The 15,877-nt window shown below is 55.4% G+C and carries 16 protein-coding genes; 5 read left to right on the top strand and 11 right to left on the bottom strand.

The window, feature by feature from the left end; translation table 11 throughout:
* Positions 1 to 9: 9 nt before the first annotated feature.
* The 11 genes from AC4EYZ_RS18340 to doeA all read right to left on the bottom strand — a co-directional run bounded on the left by AC4EYZ_RS18340 (position 10) and on the right by doeA (position 10,548).
* The gene (locus AC4EYZ_RS18340; protein ID WP_022522333.1) at positions 10 to 660 is read right to left on the bottom strand and encodes a peroxiredoxin; all 651 of its coding nucleotides are present in this window, start codon (positions 658 to 660) and stop codon (positions 10 to 12) included.
* A gap of 224 nt (positions 661 to 884) precedes the next feature.
* On the bottom strand, positions 885 to 1,922 hold the full coding sequence (locus AC4EYZ_RS18335) for a CNNM domain-containing protein (RefSeq protein ID WP_009287346.1): 1,038 nt from the start codon (positions 1,920 to 1,922) through the stop codon (positions 885 to 887).
* 98 nt (positions 1,923 to 2,020) lie between these two features.
* Positions 2,021 to 2,632, bottom strand: coding sequence for a LysE family translocator (locus AC4EYZ_RS18330; protein ID WP_474192239.1), 612 nt, complete (start codon positions 2,630 to 2,632; stop codon positions 2,021 to 2,023).
* A gap of 161 nt (positions 2,633 to 2,793) precedes the next feature.
* Entirely contained in the window at positions 2,794 to 3,261 is a 468-nt protein-coding gene (locus AC4EYZ_RS18325; RefSeq protein WP_022522331.1) for an S-ribosylhomocysteine lyase, read from the bottom strand.
* Between the two features lie 33 nt (positions 3,262 to 3,294).
* On the bottom strand, positions 3,295 to 3,642 hold the full coding sequence (locus AC4EYZ_RS18320; protein WP_027958049.1) for a putative quinol monooxygenase: 348 nt from the start codon (positions 3,640 to 3,642) through the stop codon (positions 3,295 to 3,297).
* A gap of 61 nt (positions 3,643 to 3,703) precedes the next feature.
* Complete coding sequence (locus AC4EYZ_RS18315; protein ID WP_027958050.1) at positions 3,704 to 4,381, bottom strand: haloacid dehalogenase type II; 678 nt, start codon at positions 4,379 to 4,381, stop codon at positions 3,704 to 3,706.
* 129 nt (positions 4,382 to 4,510) lie between these two features.
* Positions 4,511 to 5,944 carry an aspartate aminotransferase family protein gene (locus AC4EYZ_RS18310; protein WP_474192240.1) on the bottom strand — a complete coding sequence of 478 codons (1,434 nt, stop codon included), beginning with the start codon at positions 5,942 to 5,944 and terminating at the stop codon, positions 4,511 to 4,513.
* Positions 5,945 to 6,084: 140 nt separating this feature from the next.
* Positions 6,085 to 7,581 carry an NAD-dependent succinate-semialdehyde dehydrogenase gene (locus AC4EYZ_RS18305; protein WP_027958051.1) on the bottom strand — a complete coding sequence of 499 codons (1,497 nt, stop codon included), beginning with the start codon at positions 7,579 to 7,581 and terminating at the stop codon, positions 6,085 to 6,087.
* 224 nt (positions 7,582 to 7,805) lie between these two features.
* Entirely contained in the window at positions 7,806 to 8,282 is a 477-nt protein-coding gene (locus AC4EYZ_RS18300) for an Lrp/AsnC family transcriptional regulator (RefSeq protein ID WP_022522328.1), read from the bottom strand.
* Positions 8,283 to 8,290: 8 nt separating this feature from the next.
* The gene (gene doeB / locus AC4EYZ_RS18295) at positions 8,291 to 9,310 is read right to left on the bottom strand and encodes a N(2)-acetyl-L-2,4-diaminobutanoate deacetylase DoeB (protein WP_022522327.1); all 1,020 of its coding nucleotides are present in this window, start codon (positions 9,308 to 9,310) and stop codon (positions 8,291 to 8,293) included.
* Between the two features lie 38 nt (positions 9,311 to 9,348).
* Positions 9,349 to 10,548, bottom strand: a complete 1,200-nt coding sequence (gene doeA, locus AC4EYZ_RS18290) for an ectoine hydrolase DoeA (RefSeq protein ID WP_027958052.1) — start codon at positions 10,546 to 10,548, stop codon at positions 9,349 to 9,351.
* 304 nt (positions 10,549 to 10,852) lie between these two features.
* Between doeA and AC4EYZ_RS18285 the strand changes: the two genes are divergently transcribed.
* The 5 genes from AC4EYZ_RS18285 (at position 10,853) to AC4EYZ_RS18265 (ending at position 15,873) form a co-directional block, all read left to right on the top strand.
* Positions 10,853 to 11,788, top strand: a complete 936-nt coding sequence (locus tag AC4EYZ_RS18285) for a 2-hydroxyacid dehydrogenase (RefSeq protein WP_039859378.1) — start codon at positions 10,853 to 10,855, stop codon at positions 11,786 to 11,788.
* Positions 11,789 to 11,957: 169 nt separating this feature from the next.
* On the top strand, positions 11,958 to 12,599 hold the full coding sequence (locus AC4EYZ_RS18280; protein ID WP_083868797.1) for a hypothetical protein: 642 nt from the start codon (positions 11,958 to 11,960) through the stop codon (positions 12,597 to 12,599).
* Entirely contained in the window at positions 12,600 to 13,532 is a 933-nt protein-coding gene (locus tag AC4EYZ_RS18275) for a LysO family transporter (protein WP_009287351.1), read from the top strand.
* An 81-nt stretch (positions 13,533 to 13,613) separates the two neighbouring features.
* On the top strand, positions 13,614 to 14,843 hold the full coding sequence (locus AC4EYZ_RS18270) for a nucleoside recognition domain-containing protein (RefSeq protein WP_027958055.1): 1,230 nt from the start codon (positions 13,614 to 13,616) through the stop codon (positions 14,841 to 14,843).
* 163 nt (positions 14,844 to 15,006) lie between these two features.
* Positions 15,007 to 15,873: a DMT family transporter gene (locus AC4EYZ_RS18265; protein ID WP_009287352.1), complete on the top strand. Its 867-nt coding sequence runs from the start codon at positions 15,007 to 15,009 to the stop codon at positions 15,871 to 15,873.
* Positions 15,874 to 15,877: the final 4 nt, after the last annotated feature.

Below are 15,877 nucleotides of genomic sequence, written 5' to 3'. Positions count from 1 at the left end.
CTAACGCAATTAACGCAGTGGCGTCTTACGCAGGTAAGGAAGAACCGTTTCATACTCGCCATACTTCTGCTTGGCATCGGCGTCAGAAACGCTAGGCGGAATAATCACGTCCTGACCTATCGTCCAATCAGCTGGGGTGGCAACGCCGTGTTTCGTCGTGGTTTGCAATGCATCCAGGGCGCGTAGGATTTCCGCAAAGTTACGCCCTACGGTCATTGGATAGGTCATGGAAAGCTTCAACTGCTTATCCGGCCCGATAATAAACACCGAGCGCACCGTTGCGCTGTCTGCTGGCGTGCGGCCATCGGGCAGGTAGGCATCTTCCGGCAGCATGTCATACAGCTTTGACACCGTAAGACCGTCGTCGGCGATGATCGGAAAATCGACTTCGCTGCCGCTGACGGTTTGGATGTCATTGCCCCAGCGTTTGTGGTCTTCAACACCATCCACGGAAACACCGATTACTTTGGTGCCACGTTTCTTCCACTCTGCGCTCAGCTGCGCGACGGCACCGAATTCTGTCGTGCAAACCGGGGTAAAGTCTTTAGGATGCGAAAACAGGATCGCCCAGCTGTCGCCAATCCAGTCATGAAAACGAATCGGCCCTTGGCTCGTCTCCGCTTCGAAATCGGGCACGACTGCATTAATACGTAATGACATGCTTTCCTCCTTAATGGGCGTTAGACGCCCTAATAGCTTATTTGACTTTCAACACCTTCACTATAGATCATTTAGCGCTAAGACAGCGAGTCGTAGTACAACGTTCCCTCGCTCTGCCAAGCGTAGTCTAACGGCGTAAAAGCCTGAATATAAATGCCTGTAAAAGCAGAACGGCGCCCCAAGGCGCCGCTTTAAATCAACAACAGAGAGCACCTTCTTTGGGATTACTCGGCTGCTTTGGCAGCTTTATCTTCCCGTTTAACCCGCTTGATCCACTGCTGTTTAGCATAGTGGCGTAGATTGGCCACATTGTCGGTCTCATCGACAATATCTTGCCCCAGAATGGTTTCGATAATGTCTTCTAACGTGATTAAACCTACAAAAGTGCCATGCTCGTCGTAGACAACCCGCATGTGCAGGTGATCTTTTAGCATAGAGGTGAATACCTGCTCGATGTTATGTGAGACGTCCACGCTGCCAATCGGATGCATCAACTCGCGCATCGTTTTGGCATCGTCAGCGTGGTACATATCTGCTTTATGCACATAACCAAAGGCCTGCTCACCGTTGTCCATCACTGGGAAGCGCGTAAACGGTGCTTTGCCATACTGCTCATCGAACGTTTTCACGGTCATGTCAGGCAAAACGGTTTCACACACCGTGCGCGGCGTCATCGCTTTGCTGACGACGATATCGTGCAAGTTGAGCATATTGATAATGGTGCGCGACTCGTCCTCGTCCAGAACCTTCTCTTCCAGGCCGACGCGGGCAAGTACTTTAATTTCATCACGCAGATCGACATCATGCTCTGACTTACCTAGCCGGCGGGTGATCTGCTCCGACATCCAGATAAAAGGCAGCAAGCCAATGATCATCGGGTTTAACAGGCGTGGCAAATACGGTGACAAGCCGCGCCAGTACGTCGCGCCTATGGTTTTAGGAATAATTTCCGACAGTATTAAAATCGCCATTGTCATTACTGCCGAAACGATGGCAATAGAGGCTTCGCCAAACACGACCGCCGCTTGAGCCCCCACAGCAGTTGCACCCACAGTATGGGCAATCGTATTGAGCGTCAAAATAGCGGCTAGGGGCCGGTCGATATTAGCCTTCAGGCGCGTAAGCGAGGCGTGCAGCTTGGGGTTGTCTTCTTTCTGCTTAGCAATATAGCTGGGTGTAATTGAAAGAAGCGCCGCTTCAAGGATGGAACATAAAAACGAGAACGCGATTGAAAGGGTAGCAATCGTGATTAGGAGGAACATGAGGGCCTAGAGTGATGGGTTGTACCCAGTTTATAGGGGCATCATAAGCGGAAGTCAATGGTTCTCTATCGTGCGCTCGCCACCACGCAAAGCCGCATTCATGGGCGCAGCGGCAACGCAGCCCCGATGGCAACGAAGATGCCGCCGCAAGTGCGATTGAAGCCGCGGCCAACACGCTTCAGCCAGTGGCGAATGCGGTTAGCCATATTGGCGAGCAGGCCTTCAACCATACATTCAATAGCCACAAAGGTGCCTGCCAGCACGAAATATTGCAGCATCAAACTGCGCTGTGGGTCGATAAACTGAGGTAGAAAAGCGCTAAAAAATAACAGTACCTTGGGGTTGGTAACCGATGCCAGCACCCCCTGGCGGTACAGATGCCACCCGCTCGCTTGGCTTGCGCTCACATCCACCTCGCCCGTAATCGGCGGCGAGCGCCATACCTGGATGCCCAGCCAAATAAGATACCCCCCACCGACCCATTTCAGCACTGTTAACCACACCACCGACGACTTAAGCAGCGCACCAATGCCAAACATGCACAGGGCAATAATCAGCATAAATCCTGTGGCGCCGCCTACGATGGTAAACAGGGTTCTACGGCTGCCATGTAGCGCGCCGTGGGCCAGCGCCAGCAGGCCGTTTGGCCCAGGCGAAAGCGAAAGGCCAAGGCAGGCGATTAGGTATAAAAGCCACGTGTCCAACAGCATAGTAACGCCTCCCCCATGAAAAAATGCTTTCAATGCGCCAGCATGTCACTGTTGGTCGGCGTTTTCCATTCGTTAAAGCACACTCAATAAAAACGCCTCCCCTTTGCTATATGTAACAAGGGGGAGGCGCCGTCTAACGACCTTTTGCTGCCACATAGCGCTTAGGCGAACACTTCAGTCCACTCACTACGCTTGGCCAGTAGGCCTTTGGCCAATTCTTTAGCGCCTTCCAGGCTGTGGCTGGCGGCCCAGCCGCACTGCATCTCGTTGCAGGCAGGTACTTCGGTGGCTTCTAGCACATCGTTCAGGGTTTGTTCGATGATAGTGATCACACCGTCGTAGTCGTCGTGGTTAATCATTGCGATGTAGAAGCCGGTTTGGCAGCCCATGGGGCTGATATCGACCACTTTATCGGTGTGATTGCGCGACAGCTCAGCCATCAAGTGCTCAAGGGAGTGCAGCGCCGGCATCTCCATATGCTCTTTATTGGGCTGGCAGATACGCAAGTCATATTTATGAATACGGTCGCCGTTCTGGCCTTCTTTAATATCGGCTAACCGAACGTACGGGGCTTTTACCTTGGTGTGATCAAGGTTAAAGCTCTCGACGTTCATCTTTTTATCGGTCATGTTGGCTCCTTTTTCACTGAAACCTTGATTCGCTTAAACCTTGGGCGCGTCAAAATTCCATGGTTCGTCGGTATAAACACACACGTTGGCATCTTCGATATCGCCATCCGGCGCTTCAACGTGCTTGGCAAAGAAGTCTTGAATCTCTTTGCGCTGACAATGGGCTTCAAACTCTTCGCGACTGGCCCAGATTTCATGAAAAACAATCGGATAACTGGTGCCCTGGGCGAAGGGGTTATCAATCTGCCGGGTTACGGTGTAGTGAATGCACGCATCTTCCCGGTGGGTGTTCGGCTCTAACGACTGAAGCGCTTTGAATACCGCTTCTTCTTTGCCAGGTTTGGGCCTAAAACCGGCAACACAGTAAATTTTTTCTGACATGGTCATCTCCTAAGTCGTTAAGCGTACGTCATTATGCGGCTTGTCGACGTAGGTTAACAACCTAGCGGATTATGCGCTCTGCCAATGCTTCTAGATCGGTAACCGTCATATCCGGCTCGACACCCCAAGGGTCGAAAGGGGCGTCGGAACTGCGCCGTATCCAGGCACTGCGTAGGCCTGCGTGGGTGGCGCCAATCACATCAAAAGGGTTACTGGAAACCAACCATGTGTGCTCGGGGCGTGTCTCTAAGCGGCTACGCAAATGCGCGTACACTGCGGGGTCTGGCTTAAAGCGTTTTACCTCATCGGCGCTGATTACATCGTCCATATGGCTCTCAACGCCTGCTCGAGTGAGTAACTTGGACACGGCATCTGCTGTGCCGTTCGAAAACGCCACGCAGCGTATGCCCGCTTCGCGAAGCTGATCGAGCGCAGGCACTACATCGTCAAACGCGGGCAGCTCAGCATACACCGTCATCAGATGATCTTGGTCATTATCCGAAAGCCCGGTTTGCAGTGCACGGTCAATAAAAACCAGCGCTTCGCGGGTGCACTCCGAGAACGGCACGTAAGCCCCCATCAGGCCGTGGCGAAAGCTGTACTCAAGCTGCTTATCGCGCCAGCGGCGAGCAAATTCGCCAGCTTTGGAAGCATCCGTTAGGCGATGTTCGAGCTCAACGGTAACGCCTTGGGTATCGATCAGCGTACCGTATACATCGAAGGCTAAGACCGGTTGCATCGTTGGCTACTCCTTAACTTTCAATTGATTGTGACCTGAGTTCAGCTTATATCTTTAGCATAGACGACACCTTCAATAACAAAAGCGCCGCTGCACAGGCAGCGGCGCTCAGAAGGCTACGACACTCGGTCAGACCGTAAACGCGGCCTCTTTTTCACCGCTTTTCAGGTCGCCAGAGCGCGTAAGCTCATCGGTAACCCGGTCAATGGCGCGCTTGGCGCGGCCAATCATCTCGTCCACTTCACCACGATTAATGGTCAGCGGCGGCGCAAAGCCGAGAATATCGCCTTGCGGCATGGCCCGGGCAATCAGGTTCTCTTCCATGGCGGCAGCCGCCACGCGAGGGCCAACTTTAAGCGCTGGGTCGAAGTGCAGGCGCTGCTTGGCATCCAGAGAGAACTCCAGTGCCGCCATCAGGCCTACACCACGAACGTCGCCCAGCAACGGATGACCTTCGAAATTGGCTTTTAGCTGCTGCTGGAAGTAAGCACCGGTTTCCGACGCGTTACCCACCAGGTTTTCACGCTCGATGATATCCAGGTTAGCTAGCCCTGCCGCACAGCCCAGGGCGTGGCCAGAGTAGGTCCAGCCGTGGCCGATGGGGCCGTACTCACCGGTGCCCTGCTCCAGCACCTGCCAGACTTTCTCACCCACAATCACGCCGGAGAGCGGCTGGTAGGCGCTAGTTAAGCCCTTGGCGATGGTGACCAGATCAGGCTTCATATTGTAGTGGTGGCTACCGAAGTCAGAGCCGGTACGGCCAAAGCCACAGACCACTTCATCGGCAATCAGCAGCACGTCATACTTCGCCAGCACGCTTTGAATGGCATCCCAGTAGCCTTCCGGCGGCGGTACGATACCGCCAGTACCCAGTACCGGCTCACCGATAAAGGCGGCCACGGTATCCGGGCCTTCTTCCAGAATCATCGCTTCCAGTTTCTCAGCGCAATACGCAGAGAACTCCAGCTCGGTCATGCCGTGCTGTTCGGCGGCACGCAGGTAGTAATGCGGCGCTTCGGTATGGCGAATGGTATCGATGGGCAGATCGAAGTGGTCGTGGAACGCTTTCAGGCCGGTCAGCGAGCCCGAGGCAATGCCCGAACCATGGTAACCACGCATACGTGAGATAACCTTTTTCTTCTGCGGACGGCCCAGCACGTTGTTGTAGTAGCGTACGATCTTGAGCTGGGTTTCGTTGGCATCAGAACCCGACATGCCGTAGTAAACCTTGGACATATTCATCCCGGCGATTTTTAGAATACGCTCGGAAAGCTCGATCTGCGGCTCGTTGGAGTGACCTACGTAGGTATGATAGTAAGAGAGTTCAAGTGCCTGCTTATAGATCGCCTCGGCGACTTCGGTGCGCCCGTAGCCGATGTTGACGCAGTAAAGCCCGGCAAAGCCGTCGATAAATTCGCGGCCGTCCTTATCCACGATATTGATGCCTTTGCCGCCGGTAATCACGCGGCCCGGCGCATCGCCATGGGCGAAATCGCGCAAGTGGGTAGAGGCGTGGAAAGTGACTTTACGGTCGCGTTCGATCAAATCCTGATGCAAGCTCATAGTGTTCTCTCTGTACGGTAAACCTCCCCAGTCAGCGGGGAGGTGCTTTATTCATTAATGATGAACTTATTTTTGGGCACCTAACGGTGCCTTCCCCCGGCCGAGCCGGCCTCCCACAAGGCCAACTCAAGTTCCCGGACTTAACTACCCGATACTGAGCCCAGCGCGCCCAGGCAGTAATACTTCGTTTCCAGGTATTCATCGATACCCGTGGCACCGCCTTCACGGCCAAGGCCAGACTGCTTCACGCCACCAAAGGGAACCGGCGGGCCGGTCATCTTAACCGAGTTAACGCTGACCATGCCGTACTCCAGGGCGCGCATCAGCTTCCAGATGCGGCGAATATCGTGGGTATAGATATACGCCGCCAGGCCGTACTCAGTGTCGTTGGCCATTTCAATCACTTCGTCGTCGGTGCTGTAGGCGGTGATCCCGGCCACAGGCGCGAAGTTCTCTTCCCGCCACACTTTCATCTGCGCCGTCACGCCGGTCAGCATCACCGGCATAAAGAAATTTTCCCCCGGTGCCTGGCTTTGATCACCACCCACCATCTTGGCGCCTTTGGAAATGGCGTCATCGACAATCGCGGCCGCCTTTTCTACCGCCTGACGGTGAATCAACGGGCCAAGGTCTATCTCACTGTGGAGGCCATTGCCCACGGTAAGCGCCGCCATACGCTCGCTGAAATGCTCTACGAATTCATCGTGGATAGATTCATGCACCAGAATGCGATTGGCAGCCAGACAGTCCTGCCCAGCGGTTTGGAACTTGGCGTCAATGGCCGCAAAGGCCGCCTCTTTGGGATCCATATCGGGCCCAACAATAAACGGCGCATTGCCCCCCAACTCCAGGGAGAGCCGCTTGACGGTATTAGCGCTCTGCTCAATCAGCAGACGGCCCACGCGGGTGGAACCGGTGAACGACAACGCCCGAATACGCGATTCGGCGCAGAGAATCTTTGAGACTTCCGCAGGGTCGCCCAGCACCACATTGAAAATCCCCGCGGGAATCCCAGCACGCTCGGCCAGCTCCGCCAGCGCCAACGCCGAGAAGGGCGTTTCATTGGCGGGTTTGACGATCACCGGGCAGCCCGCTGCCAGCGCCGCCGCAGCTTTGCGGGTAATCATCGCCAGCGGAAAGTTCCACGGCGTAATCATCGCCGCGATGCCCACCGGCTCTTTAATGGTACCGAGTGATGCGTTGGGAATATGGCTGGGGATGGTTTCGCCATAGGTACGCTTACCCTCTTCGGCGAACCAGCGCACGAAACTGGCACCGTACTGCACCTCCCCACGGGCATCGGGCAGCGGCTTACCCTGCTCCAGCGTCATGATGGTCGCAAGGTCTTCACGGTTAGCTTGAATCAGGTCATACCAGGCCAGCAGGCGCTCGCAGCGCTCATCGGCGCGTAGCGCCCGCCACTGTACAAAAGCGGCTTCAGCGGCATCTACAGCGGCGGTTATCTGCTCGGCTTCCAGCAACGGGATATGACCAATGGCTTCATTGGTAGCGGGGTCATAGACAGCCTCTTCGCGACCGCCTTCCCCGTGAGTCCACTTACCGTTCACGTAGGCGTACTGCCGGAACAGACGCGGATCTTCCAGGCGCTTGGCGAGCGTGGTCGATAGTGTGGTCATGGGAACCTCCCCCTCAAATGCAGTCTGGCTAACCGAGCGCTGCAGTCACTGTGTGGCATTGTCAGCAAGCGCTGATTAGCCTTGCCGTCGAATGCCCACAGGTTAACGGAGAGGAGCCACGAAGTGTTTTTGAAAACCGAGACTTATCACGCGACTTTTTTTGTCAGAGAGCGTTTGGCAGTGCTTTTTTTTTGGTGGGCTTACGATAGGGGGCCAAAACTACATTAAAGAATGTCGTCGGTATCAATGCCTATAGGAACGCGCTTGACGGTTTTGGTCACGATATAGGTGAAGTAGCGCTCGATACCGGCTTCAGAGACCAGCCACTTATCCATCAAACGCTGGTAGCTATCGATGGTGCGCGCTTCAAACTTCACTAAGTAATCCACCCCACCGCCCACCGCCACACACTCGGTAACTTCCGGGGTTTGCATCACTAGCGCTTCAAAACGAGTGAAGCTTTCGGCGTTGTGCTGCTTGAGCTCAATCTGCACCCAGACAGGATTGCGCGGCACCAACACGTCCGCGTTGATGCGCGCGGTATACCCTTCAATGATGCCAGCCTTTTCCAGGCGCTTTACCCGCTCCCAGCAGGGGCTGACCGAGAGATTGATCGCCTCGGCTAGCTTCGACTTGGTGATTCGCCCATCGCGGGAGAGGATATCGAGAATTTTCAGATCGTAACGGTCAAGTTTCATCATGCCGAGGATTACGCCTCCAGGCGTTCAACAACATCGGCAATCACCGCCAGGGTATCCCCCATATTGATCAGTGAGGGGGCACGGCGAGCCATTAGAATGCCGTCGCGCTCTGCTTTATAGGCAACCGGATCGGTGCCGCTGCGGGTCATGTCGTACACGTAGGCGATGGTTTGGCCTTTTTTCACTTCATCACCCAGGGCCACCAATAGCTCTAACACGCCGGAGTGCTGGCTCTGCACGTAGCAACTGGCGTCGGGCATATCGAGATACAGCTGCCCACCTGTGGGCATTTCCACTTCGCCTTCTACAAGGCCGTAGTGAATCAGGAAATTGCGCACGCCGCGCTCGGCAATGGCAATGCTTTGTGGGGTGGAAGTACCGCCGCCGCCAAGCTCGGTGGCCACAAAGACTTTGCCCTGGCGCTCGCAGGCAGTGTCGAAGAGTTTTTCCGCATCCAGCTCAAACATCACCATGGCATAGGGGGCGCCGAACGCTTTGGCACCTTCCAGAGCGGCCTGCTGCTGCTCTTTATTATCCAGCACGTGAGACGCGCCGAAGGGCAGAATATCCAGCGTGCGGCCGCCCGAGTGAAGGTCGAGCACCACGTCCGCCATGGGTACCAACACACGGGTGAAGTAGTCGGCAATTTGCGGCGTGACGCTGCCATTGGGGTCGCCGGGAAAGCTGCGGTTGAGATTGCCCTTGTCCATCGGCGAGGTACGCTTGCCTGCCATGACTGCCGGAGTATTCATGCACGGCACAATAATCACCCGCCCTGTCACGTCCTCTGCCTTCAGCGTTGAAGAGAGTTTCAGTAGCGAGGTGATGCCTTCATATTCATCGCCATGGTTGCCGCCGGTCAGCAGTGCCGTGGGGCCTTCGCCGTTTTTAACCACGGTCACAGGAATCATTACCGCGCCCCAGGCAGACTCATCGGTAGAGATCGGTAGTTTTAAAAAGCCGTGCTGAACGCCATCGGCATCAAAATCAACGGTGGCGGAAATGGGACTTGGTCGCATCGTCGTCATGAAAAAATTCCTTTATGTTACGGGCAGCTATCTCAGCACTACTTCACAAACAGCTGGCGCGGGAAATTGGCCAGCGTCTCACAGCCATCGTCGGTAATCAGAATGCTTTCGGTAATTTCCAGGCCCCAGTCATCGACCCATAGCCCAGGCATGAAGTGGAACGTCATGCCTGGCTGGAGAATGGTTTCATCCGAGGGGCGCAGACTCATGGTGCGCTCGCCCCAGTCAGGCGGGTAGGAGATACCGATAGGGTAACCACAGCGGGCGCCGCCACGGTCAAAACCGTATTTATCCATCGCCGCACCCAGTGCCATGGCGATATCCGCCGTACGGTTACCAGGTTTGGCCACTGCCAAACCATTTTCGATGCCTTCCAGCAGAGCTGATTCCGCGCGAATAAAATCCGTCGGCGGGGTGCCCAGAAATACGGTGCGCGACATCGGCGCATGATAGCGTTTAAACACCCCGGCAATCTCAAAGAAAGTACCTTCACCTTTGCGGAACGGCGTGTCGTCCCAGGTTAGGTGTGGCGCGGCGGCGTCTTTACCAGTAGGCAGCATGGGCACTATGGCGGGATAGTCGCCGCCAAATACTTTGCCGTTCTCATCCACAAAACCTTCGATGCCAACGCGGTAAATCTCTGACACCAGCTTGCTCTTGGGCAAGCCAGGCTCAATCACTTCAAGAATACGCGTATGCATGCCTTCCACAATCTTGGCGGCAATGCGCATATAGGCCACTTCTTGCGGCGATTTGATCGCCCGGCACCAGTTAACCAGCGCATTGGCATCCATAAAACGCGCATGGGGGAGTTCGCGCAGTAGGCTTAGATAGGCCTTGGCGGAGAAGTAGTAGTTATCCATCTCCATACCCACCACCCCCAGATGCCAGCCGCGATCCGGCATGATCGACTGAGCCAGATACTCCATCGGGTGCATGTCCGGATTCTGTACGTAGTAATCTGGATAGTAGGTAATGTTTTCGGGATCGATCCAACAGGTGAGCAGAGCACCGTTGGCATCCATGCGCCGCCCGAACCATACCGGCTCGCCTTCAAGGCCCACCAGCACACACTGATGCACATAAAACGACCAACCGTCGTAGCCGGTCAGCCAAGCCATATTGGAAGGGTCACTGACGATCAGTACGTCAATACCACGACTGGCCATTTCAGCACGCACTTTCCACAGGCGGTTAGCGTACTCTTCGCGCGTGAAAGGCAGGGAAACCTGAGTCATCGGGCAACTCGCCATTAAAGATCACCAAGAACCAGCGCACTGCCTACGATAGGCACGCAACGCTGGGCCACAGGATCGACCTGGCCACCACCGATCAGGCGTCGGGGTTGCATCTGCCGCGCTTGCAGCAGGCCCGCCAATGTCGTCTTAAGCCGATACTAGCACCGACCCTTGGTTAGCGGTCAAAGGCTTTATGACAAAAAGTGCATACGGCATCGTTATTTGCACTATGCGAGCTTGCAACGGCCCCTATCGCTCACCATGATAACCTGCATTGGAAACACGTTTAGCGAGAGGAAACGAAATGAAAATTGTCGTGCATATTGATGAGGCGGCACAGTGGCAAGCGGCGCTTGCGGAAGCGTTGCCCCAAGCCACTGTACTCACCAGCGAGGCACCAGCGGATGAGCGTAAAGATGCTGACTATCTCGCCATCTGGAAAGCCCCCGCCCATTTACTGCAAGAGCAGACCCAGCTCAAAGGCATCATCAATTTAGGCGCAGGGGTGGATTATCTGCTGAAAACCCCAGGCCTACCCAACGACGTGCCAATTGTAAAATTACGCGATGCGGGCATGGGAGAGCTGATGGCCGATTACGCCCTCTATGGCGTACTGCACTTTTACCGCAGCATGGATCGTTACTCAGAGCAGCAGCAAAGCGCCACTTGGGCGCCGCAAGAGGTGGTGGAAAAATCCCAGTGGCCGGTGGGTGTATTAGGCCTGGGCGCTATTGGCAGCTTTGTGGCCAGCGCCTTGGAGCAAGCAGGTTTCCCAGTACTGGGTTGGAGCCGCTCCCCCAAGCAGATCCGTGGTGTGCACTGCTTTCATGGCGACGATGGATTAAGCGAACTGCTCGGCCAAGTGCAGAGCCTGATCACCATTTTGCCCGATACGGCCGCCACTCAACATATTCTCAACGCCGAGCGGCTGGCCCAGCTGCCCCAAGGGGCTAGTGTGATTAATCCTGGCCGAGGTAGTTTGATTGATGAGCAGGCGCTATTGGAAGCACTGGGTAGCGGTCGCCAGCCGGGGCACCTGCGGGGTGCGCTATTGGATGTATTCCAGGAAGAGCCGCTGCCCGCTGACAACCCGCTCTGGCAGCATCCTAAGGTAATCGTCACACCCCATATGGCGGCACCTACTCCGCTGAATGATGCCATCGACCAAGTGATCGCCTACTTGCATGCCTTTGAATCGGGTGAAAAACTCTCCACCATCAACCCGGAGGCAGGTTACTGACGCCCCCCACCCAGGCTATACTGGCGCACTGGGAACCAAGCAGTGGCTAAAGGCTCTTAGGAAGATACCCTTTATGGAGGAAAGGCCCTTGGTCAATGTTTTCGCACGACTACCTGGCCGCGCGCTCAGGTGTGTGGGGTTGGGTTTTGCTATTTCCTGCTCAAGTGGCATGGCATTAGCAACTGAGACATTCAAAGAGCCGCAGCCCTTTGAAACCCCCCAGCCCTTTGAAGCACAGTACCGGCTTGAGGTTCGCGGTTGGCCTGGGGCTACCATTACCCATCGCCTCTCTAACGAAGGGAATCACTGGTTAAGCGATATGCGCTTTTCAATCACCGTGGCGCGCGGCCAGGAGTTCAGCCGTTTTTCGCTCAATGGCAATGACACCAACGCTCTGCTCTTTAGCAGCAGCTATTCGGTGCTGGGCGTGGGTGATAGCTATCAACTGAACGAAGGTGAGATCCCCACTTTAGATCGCCAAGCGGCGCTATTTGATCTCTCCCGCCGGGCGGGACACGAAAACTGTACACAGAGTACGCCCTGCGCGATTGAGTTTGTCGATCAAAAAGGCCGCGATGAGCACTTTCAATATTATGTTACCGCCCCAGGCAGCATTGAGGTTCCCGCAGGAGAGTTTGAAGCACTGAACGTATCGCTCATCGATATCGAGAAGCCCGACCGCCTGCTAACCATTAGCTTTCACCCTGACTGGCCCGGGCTGATTCTTTCTGCGGTGTATCGAAAAGAGGGTCGCCGCGAAACGCAGCTGACATTAACTAACTTCAACCCAAACGGTGGCGCGACGCCCTAAATGTTTTCCGGTTTATTGATTGTTCTACTACCGCTTTTTCTTGGCTATCTGGTTCGCGTCCGTTCCATACAGTTACAGAATCTGATCAACCGAGCGGTTAATGGCTCGGTTTACCTGATTCTGCTATTCATGGGCATAAGCCTTGCCGGGCTTGAAAACCTGACTAGCCAGCTTTCGCGCCTGGGTGGCAACGCCTTGCTGTTATTTAGCATTACCACGCTATTTAACTTAGCAGCACTATGGTGGCTATCGCGCCGTTTAACGCTTAAGGCCGGTAGCTCACCGGTGGTGAAAAATGCTCCGACCAGTAAGCTGGCGGCCATGCAGGGTTCGCTTTTATTGGTCGCAGTGGTGGCAGGGGGCGTTATCGCTGGCCTGCTGCTGGGGCCACTCCTGGGTGATAGGCTTTTCAACAGCGCAGATTTACTGGCCGAATGGGTACTCTACCTGCTGCTGGCACTGATTGGCTGCCAGCTGCGTAACTCCGGCATGCCACTCAGGCAGATCTTACTTAACCGCATGGGGCTGGCGATTGCGGTGACGCTAGCAATAAGTTCGCTGCTGGCAGGCTTGGCTGCCGCCCCGCTGCTCTCATTAAGCTGGAACGAAGGCCTGGCGATGGCGTCAGGCTTTGGCTGGTACTCTCTTTCGGCCATCTTGATCGGCGACCAGCTAGGCCCACTGATGGGCGGTGTGGCGTTCTTCAACGACCTGACCCGGGAGCTGCTGGCGTTTATATTGATTCCACTGGTGATTCACCGCCATACCGCACTGGCGATTGGTTACGGCGGCGCCACCTCCATGGATTTCACCCTGCCCGTCATTCAGCAGCACGGCGGTGTGGCCTGCGTACCCATTGCCGTGGTCAGCGGGTTTATCCTTTCACTGCTCTCCCCGCCGCTAATTCTGTTCTTTCTTTCGCTGTCAGGTTAGCGGTGACGGGCGCTCATTGGTTAGGATAAGTGGCATTGCTGGAGATATAAAAACTCTTAACCCCCAGGATGCCCACTCCCCATGCTCAACGGAATTTGGTTAAGCTTCTTTATCGCTGCCTTCGCGGCCTCACTCTGGCAGTGGTTGGTTGGCGGCGATAGCGAGGTATTTGCCCGCTTGGTGCAGTCGCTGTTCGACATGGCGGAAGTGAGCGTTGATATTATCCTGGTGCTGCTGGGCACCATGACGCTGTGGCTGGGGTTTCTTTCGATTGCCGAAAAGGCAGGCTTGATTCGCCTGCTTGGACGGGTGCTCGACCCGCTGTTCTGCCGCTTGATGCCAGAAGTTCCCCGCGGCCACCCTGCTATGGGGCTAATCAGTATGAACTTCGCGGCGAACATCCTGGGTCTGGATAACGCCGCTACGCCGATTGGCATCAAGGCGATGCACTCGCTGCAGAGCCTTAACCCCAGCAGTGAGACCGCCAGCAACGCACAAATTTTGTTTCTGGTGCTCAATACCTCTTCTCTCACGCTATTGCCGGTAACGATTTTTATGTATCGCGCCCAGCAAGGCGCCGCCGACCCCACGCTGGTCTTTTTACCTATTTTACTAGCGACAACCGCCTCCAGCCTGGCAGGGCTTTTGGCGGTGGCACTGATGCAGCGCTTAAAACTTTGGCAGCCCGTGGTGCTAGCCTATTTAGCGATTGCTGCACTTGCGTTGGGGCTACTGATCACCACGCTGGCAGGCATGTCCGCCCAGGCGCTAGCCGCGGCCTCTACGCTAGTCGGTAACCTGACGCTATTTAGCATCGTGATGATGTTTTTAGTGGTCGGGGCGTTACGTGGGGTGAGGGTGTACGACGCCTTTATTGAAGGCGCAAAAGAGGGGCTGAGCTTTACCATCACGTTGCTGCCTTACTTGATCGCCATGCTGGTGGCGGTCGGCGTACTGCGCGCCAGCGGCGTTTTAGACGCTGGCTTAGGCGGTATCCGCTGGATAGTAGAAGGCTTTGGCTGGGACACCCGCTTTGTCGATGCTCTCCCCACCGCCTTTGTGAAACCGCTTTCTGGCAGCGGCGCCCGCGCCATGATGATCGAAACCATGGATACTTTCGGCGTAGACAGCTTCGCCGGGCTACTCGCGGCCACTATGCAAGGTAGCACTGAAACCACCTTCTATGTGCTGGCTGTCTACTTTGGCGCCGTGGGTATCACTCGCATTCGCCACGGGTTGGGCTGTGCGTTGGTCGCCGATGTGGCGGGAGTAACCACTGCGATTGCGGTGTGTTACTGGTTTTTTGGATAGCTGGTGTTAGCTGGCTTTCGTTCACTGGGCTCAGCGTCTACCTTTCAGGGGAGCCGCATTAAGGTCTACAGGCAGTAGATCAGGAGCCATCGCTAAGCAGTAGAAATGCGTTTAAACATTCGTTGCTCCCGAGTGTTTACCGCTCAAGGACGATAGGTGAAATATGGCAGGCGCAAGCAGTTTATTGATAGCGCTGGCGGCCTTCTGCTGGGGGATATCTGGGGGAATCGCAGGCATTTTGTTAGACGACGGCTGGGATGCAGCCGTCGTGTCATTTTATCGAGGGTTTATAGGGCTTCTCTTCGCACTTGGGTGGCTGCTGCTTCAACGTCGGCATAGCGGACTAAACAGCAAGCGGCTTTGGTTCTGGTCAGTGGTTGCAGGCCTGGGCGTCGCTGGCAATTTTACGTTCTATTTTCTTAGTATTGAGTATGGCAACGTTGCGGTCGCTGCCACCCTGATGTACTGCGCCCCTGTTTTTGTCTACCTCGTCTCATTTTCCCTCAAACTAGAGCGCCCCACCGCTGCCAAGTGGCTGGCCATTGCGCTGGTCATGGTGGGTATTGTGCTGTTAACCAAGCTGTATGCCATCAGCGCCAGTGGTCTCTCGTTAATTGGCGTAGGCACCGGGCTGCTTGCCGGGCTCTCTTATGCAGCGTTCATTTTTGGTTTCAAGTATGCCGCGCCCCATGGCAGTCCTCAGGCAATTCTTTCGGTCGCCTTCACCGTGCTAGCCATCGCACTGCTGTTTCCAACGGACATTAACCAGGCTGTCAGCGTTATCAGCGCTCCGGAGCTGCCGCTGTTTGTGGCGCTGGGCATTCTCGGCGCTGGACTATCTTTTCTGCTGTACGTGGTAGGTATCAAGCATGCGGCACCTGCGCTAGCCTCCATGGTTGCCATGGTCGAGCCGATTACCGCCACCCTGTTTGGTGTAGCGGTGTTAAACGAAAGCCTGGGCGTTATTCAAATGGTCGGTATGGGGATCATCTTGCTAACCGTCACCGCGCTGAGCGTTTCTTCCCGCTGATAAG

The organism is Vreelandella sp. 162(4c), from assembly GCF_058152265.1.
The sequence above is the reverse complement of the archived record's forward strand: the minus strand, read 5'-3'. Positions and strand labels throughout refer to the sequence as shown.

Coding starts and splice junctions, on each gene's coding strand:
- AC4EYZ_RS18305 (WP_027958051.1), bottom strand. CDS start 7,581: ATGACCACACTATCGACCACGCTCGCCAAGCGCCTGGAAGATCCGCGT.
- AC4EYZ_RS18265 (WP_009287352.1), top strand. CDS start 15,007: ATGGCAGGCGCAAGCAGTTTATTGATAGCGCTGGCGGCCTTCTGCTGG.
- AC4EYZ_RS18335 (WP_009287346.1), bottom strand. CDS start 1,922: ATGTTCCTCCTAATCACGATTGCTACCCTTTCAATCGCGTTCTCGTTT.
- doeB (WP_022522327.1), bottom strand. CDS start 9,310: ATGACGACGATGCGACCAAGTCCCATTTCCGCCACCGTTGATTTTGAT.
- doeA (WP_027958052.1), bottom strand. CDS start 10,548: ATGACTCAGGTTTCCCTGCCTTTCACGCGCGAAGAGTACGCTAACCGC.
- AC4EYZ_RS18330 (WP_474192239.1), bottom strand. CDS start 2,632: ATGCTGTTGGACACGTGGCTTTTATACCTAATCGCCTGCCTTGGCCTT.
- AC4EYZ_RS18310 (WP_474192240.1), bottom strand. CDS start 5,944: ATGAGCTTGCATCAGGATTTGATCGAACGCGACCGTAAAGTCACTTTC.
- AC4EYZ_RS18270 (WP_027958055.1), top strand. CDS start 13,614: ATGCTCAACGGAATTTGGTTAAGCTTCTTTATCGCTGCCTTCGCGGCC.
- AC4EYZ_RS18300 (WP_022522328.1), bottom strand. CDS start 8,282: ATGATGAAACTTGACCGTTACGATCTGAAAATTCTCGATATCCTCTCC.
- AC4EYZ_RS18285 (WP_039859378.1), top strand. CDS start 10,853: ATGAAAATTGTCGTGCATATTGATGAGGCGGCACAGTGGCAAGCGGCG.
- AC4EYZ_RS18275 (WP_009287351.1), top strand. CDS start 12,600: ATGTTTTCCGGTTTATTGATTGTTCTACTACCGCTTTTTCTTGGCTAT.
- AC4EYZ_RS18315 (WP_027958050.1), bottom strand. CDS start 4,381: ATGCAACCGGTCTTAGCCTTCGATGTATACGGTACGCTGATCGATACC.
- AC4EYZ_RS18320 (WP_027958049.1), bottom strand. CDS start 3,642: ATGTCAGAAAAAATTTACTGTGTTGCCGGTTTTAGGCCCAAACCTGGC.
- AC4EYZ_RS18340 (WP_022522333.1), bottom strand. CDS start 660: ATGTCATTACGTATTAATGCAGTCGTGCCCGATTTCGAAGCGGAGACG.
- AC4EYZ_RS18280 (WP_083868797.1), top strand. CDS start 11,958: ATGGCATTAGCAACTGAGACATTCAAAGAGCCGCAGCCCTTTGAAACC.
- AC4EYZ_RS18325 (WP_022522331.1), bottom strand. CDS start 3,261: ATGACCGATAAAAAGATGAACGTCGAGAGCTTTAACCTTGATCACACC.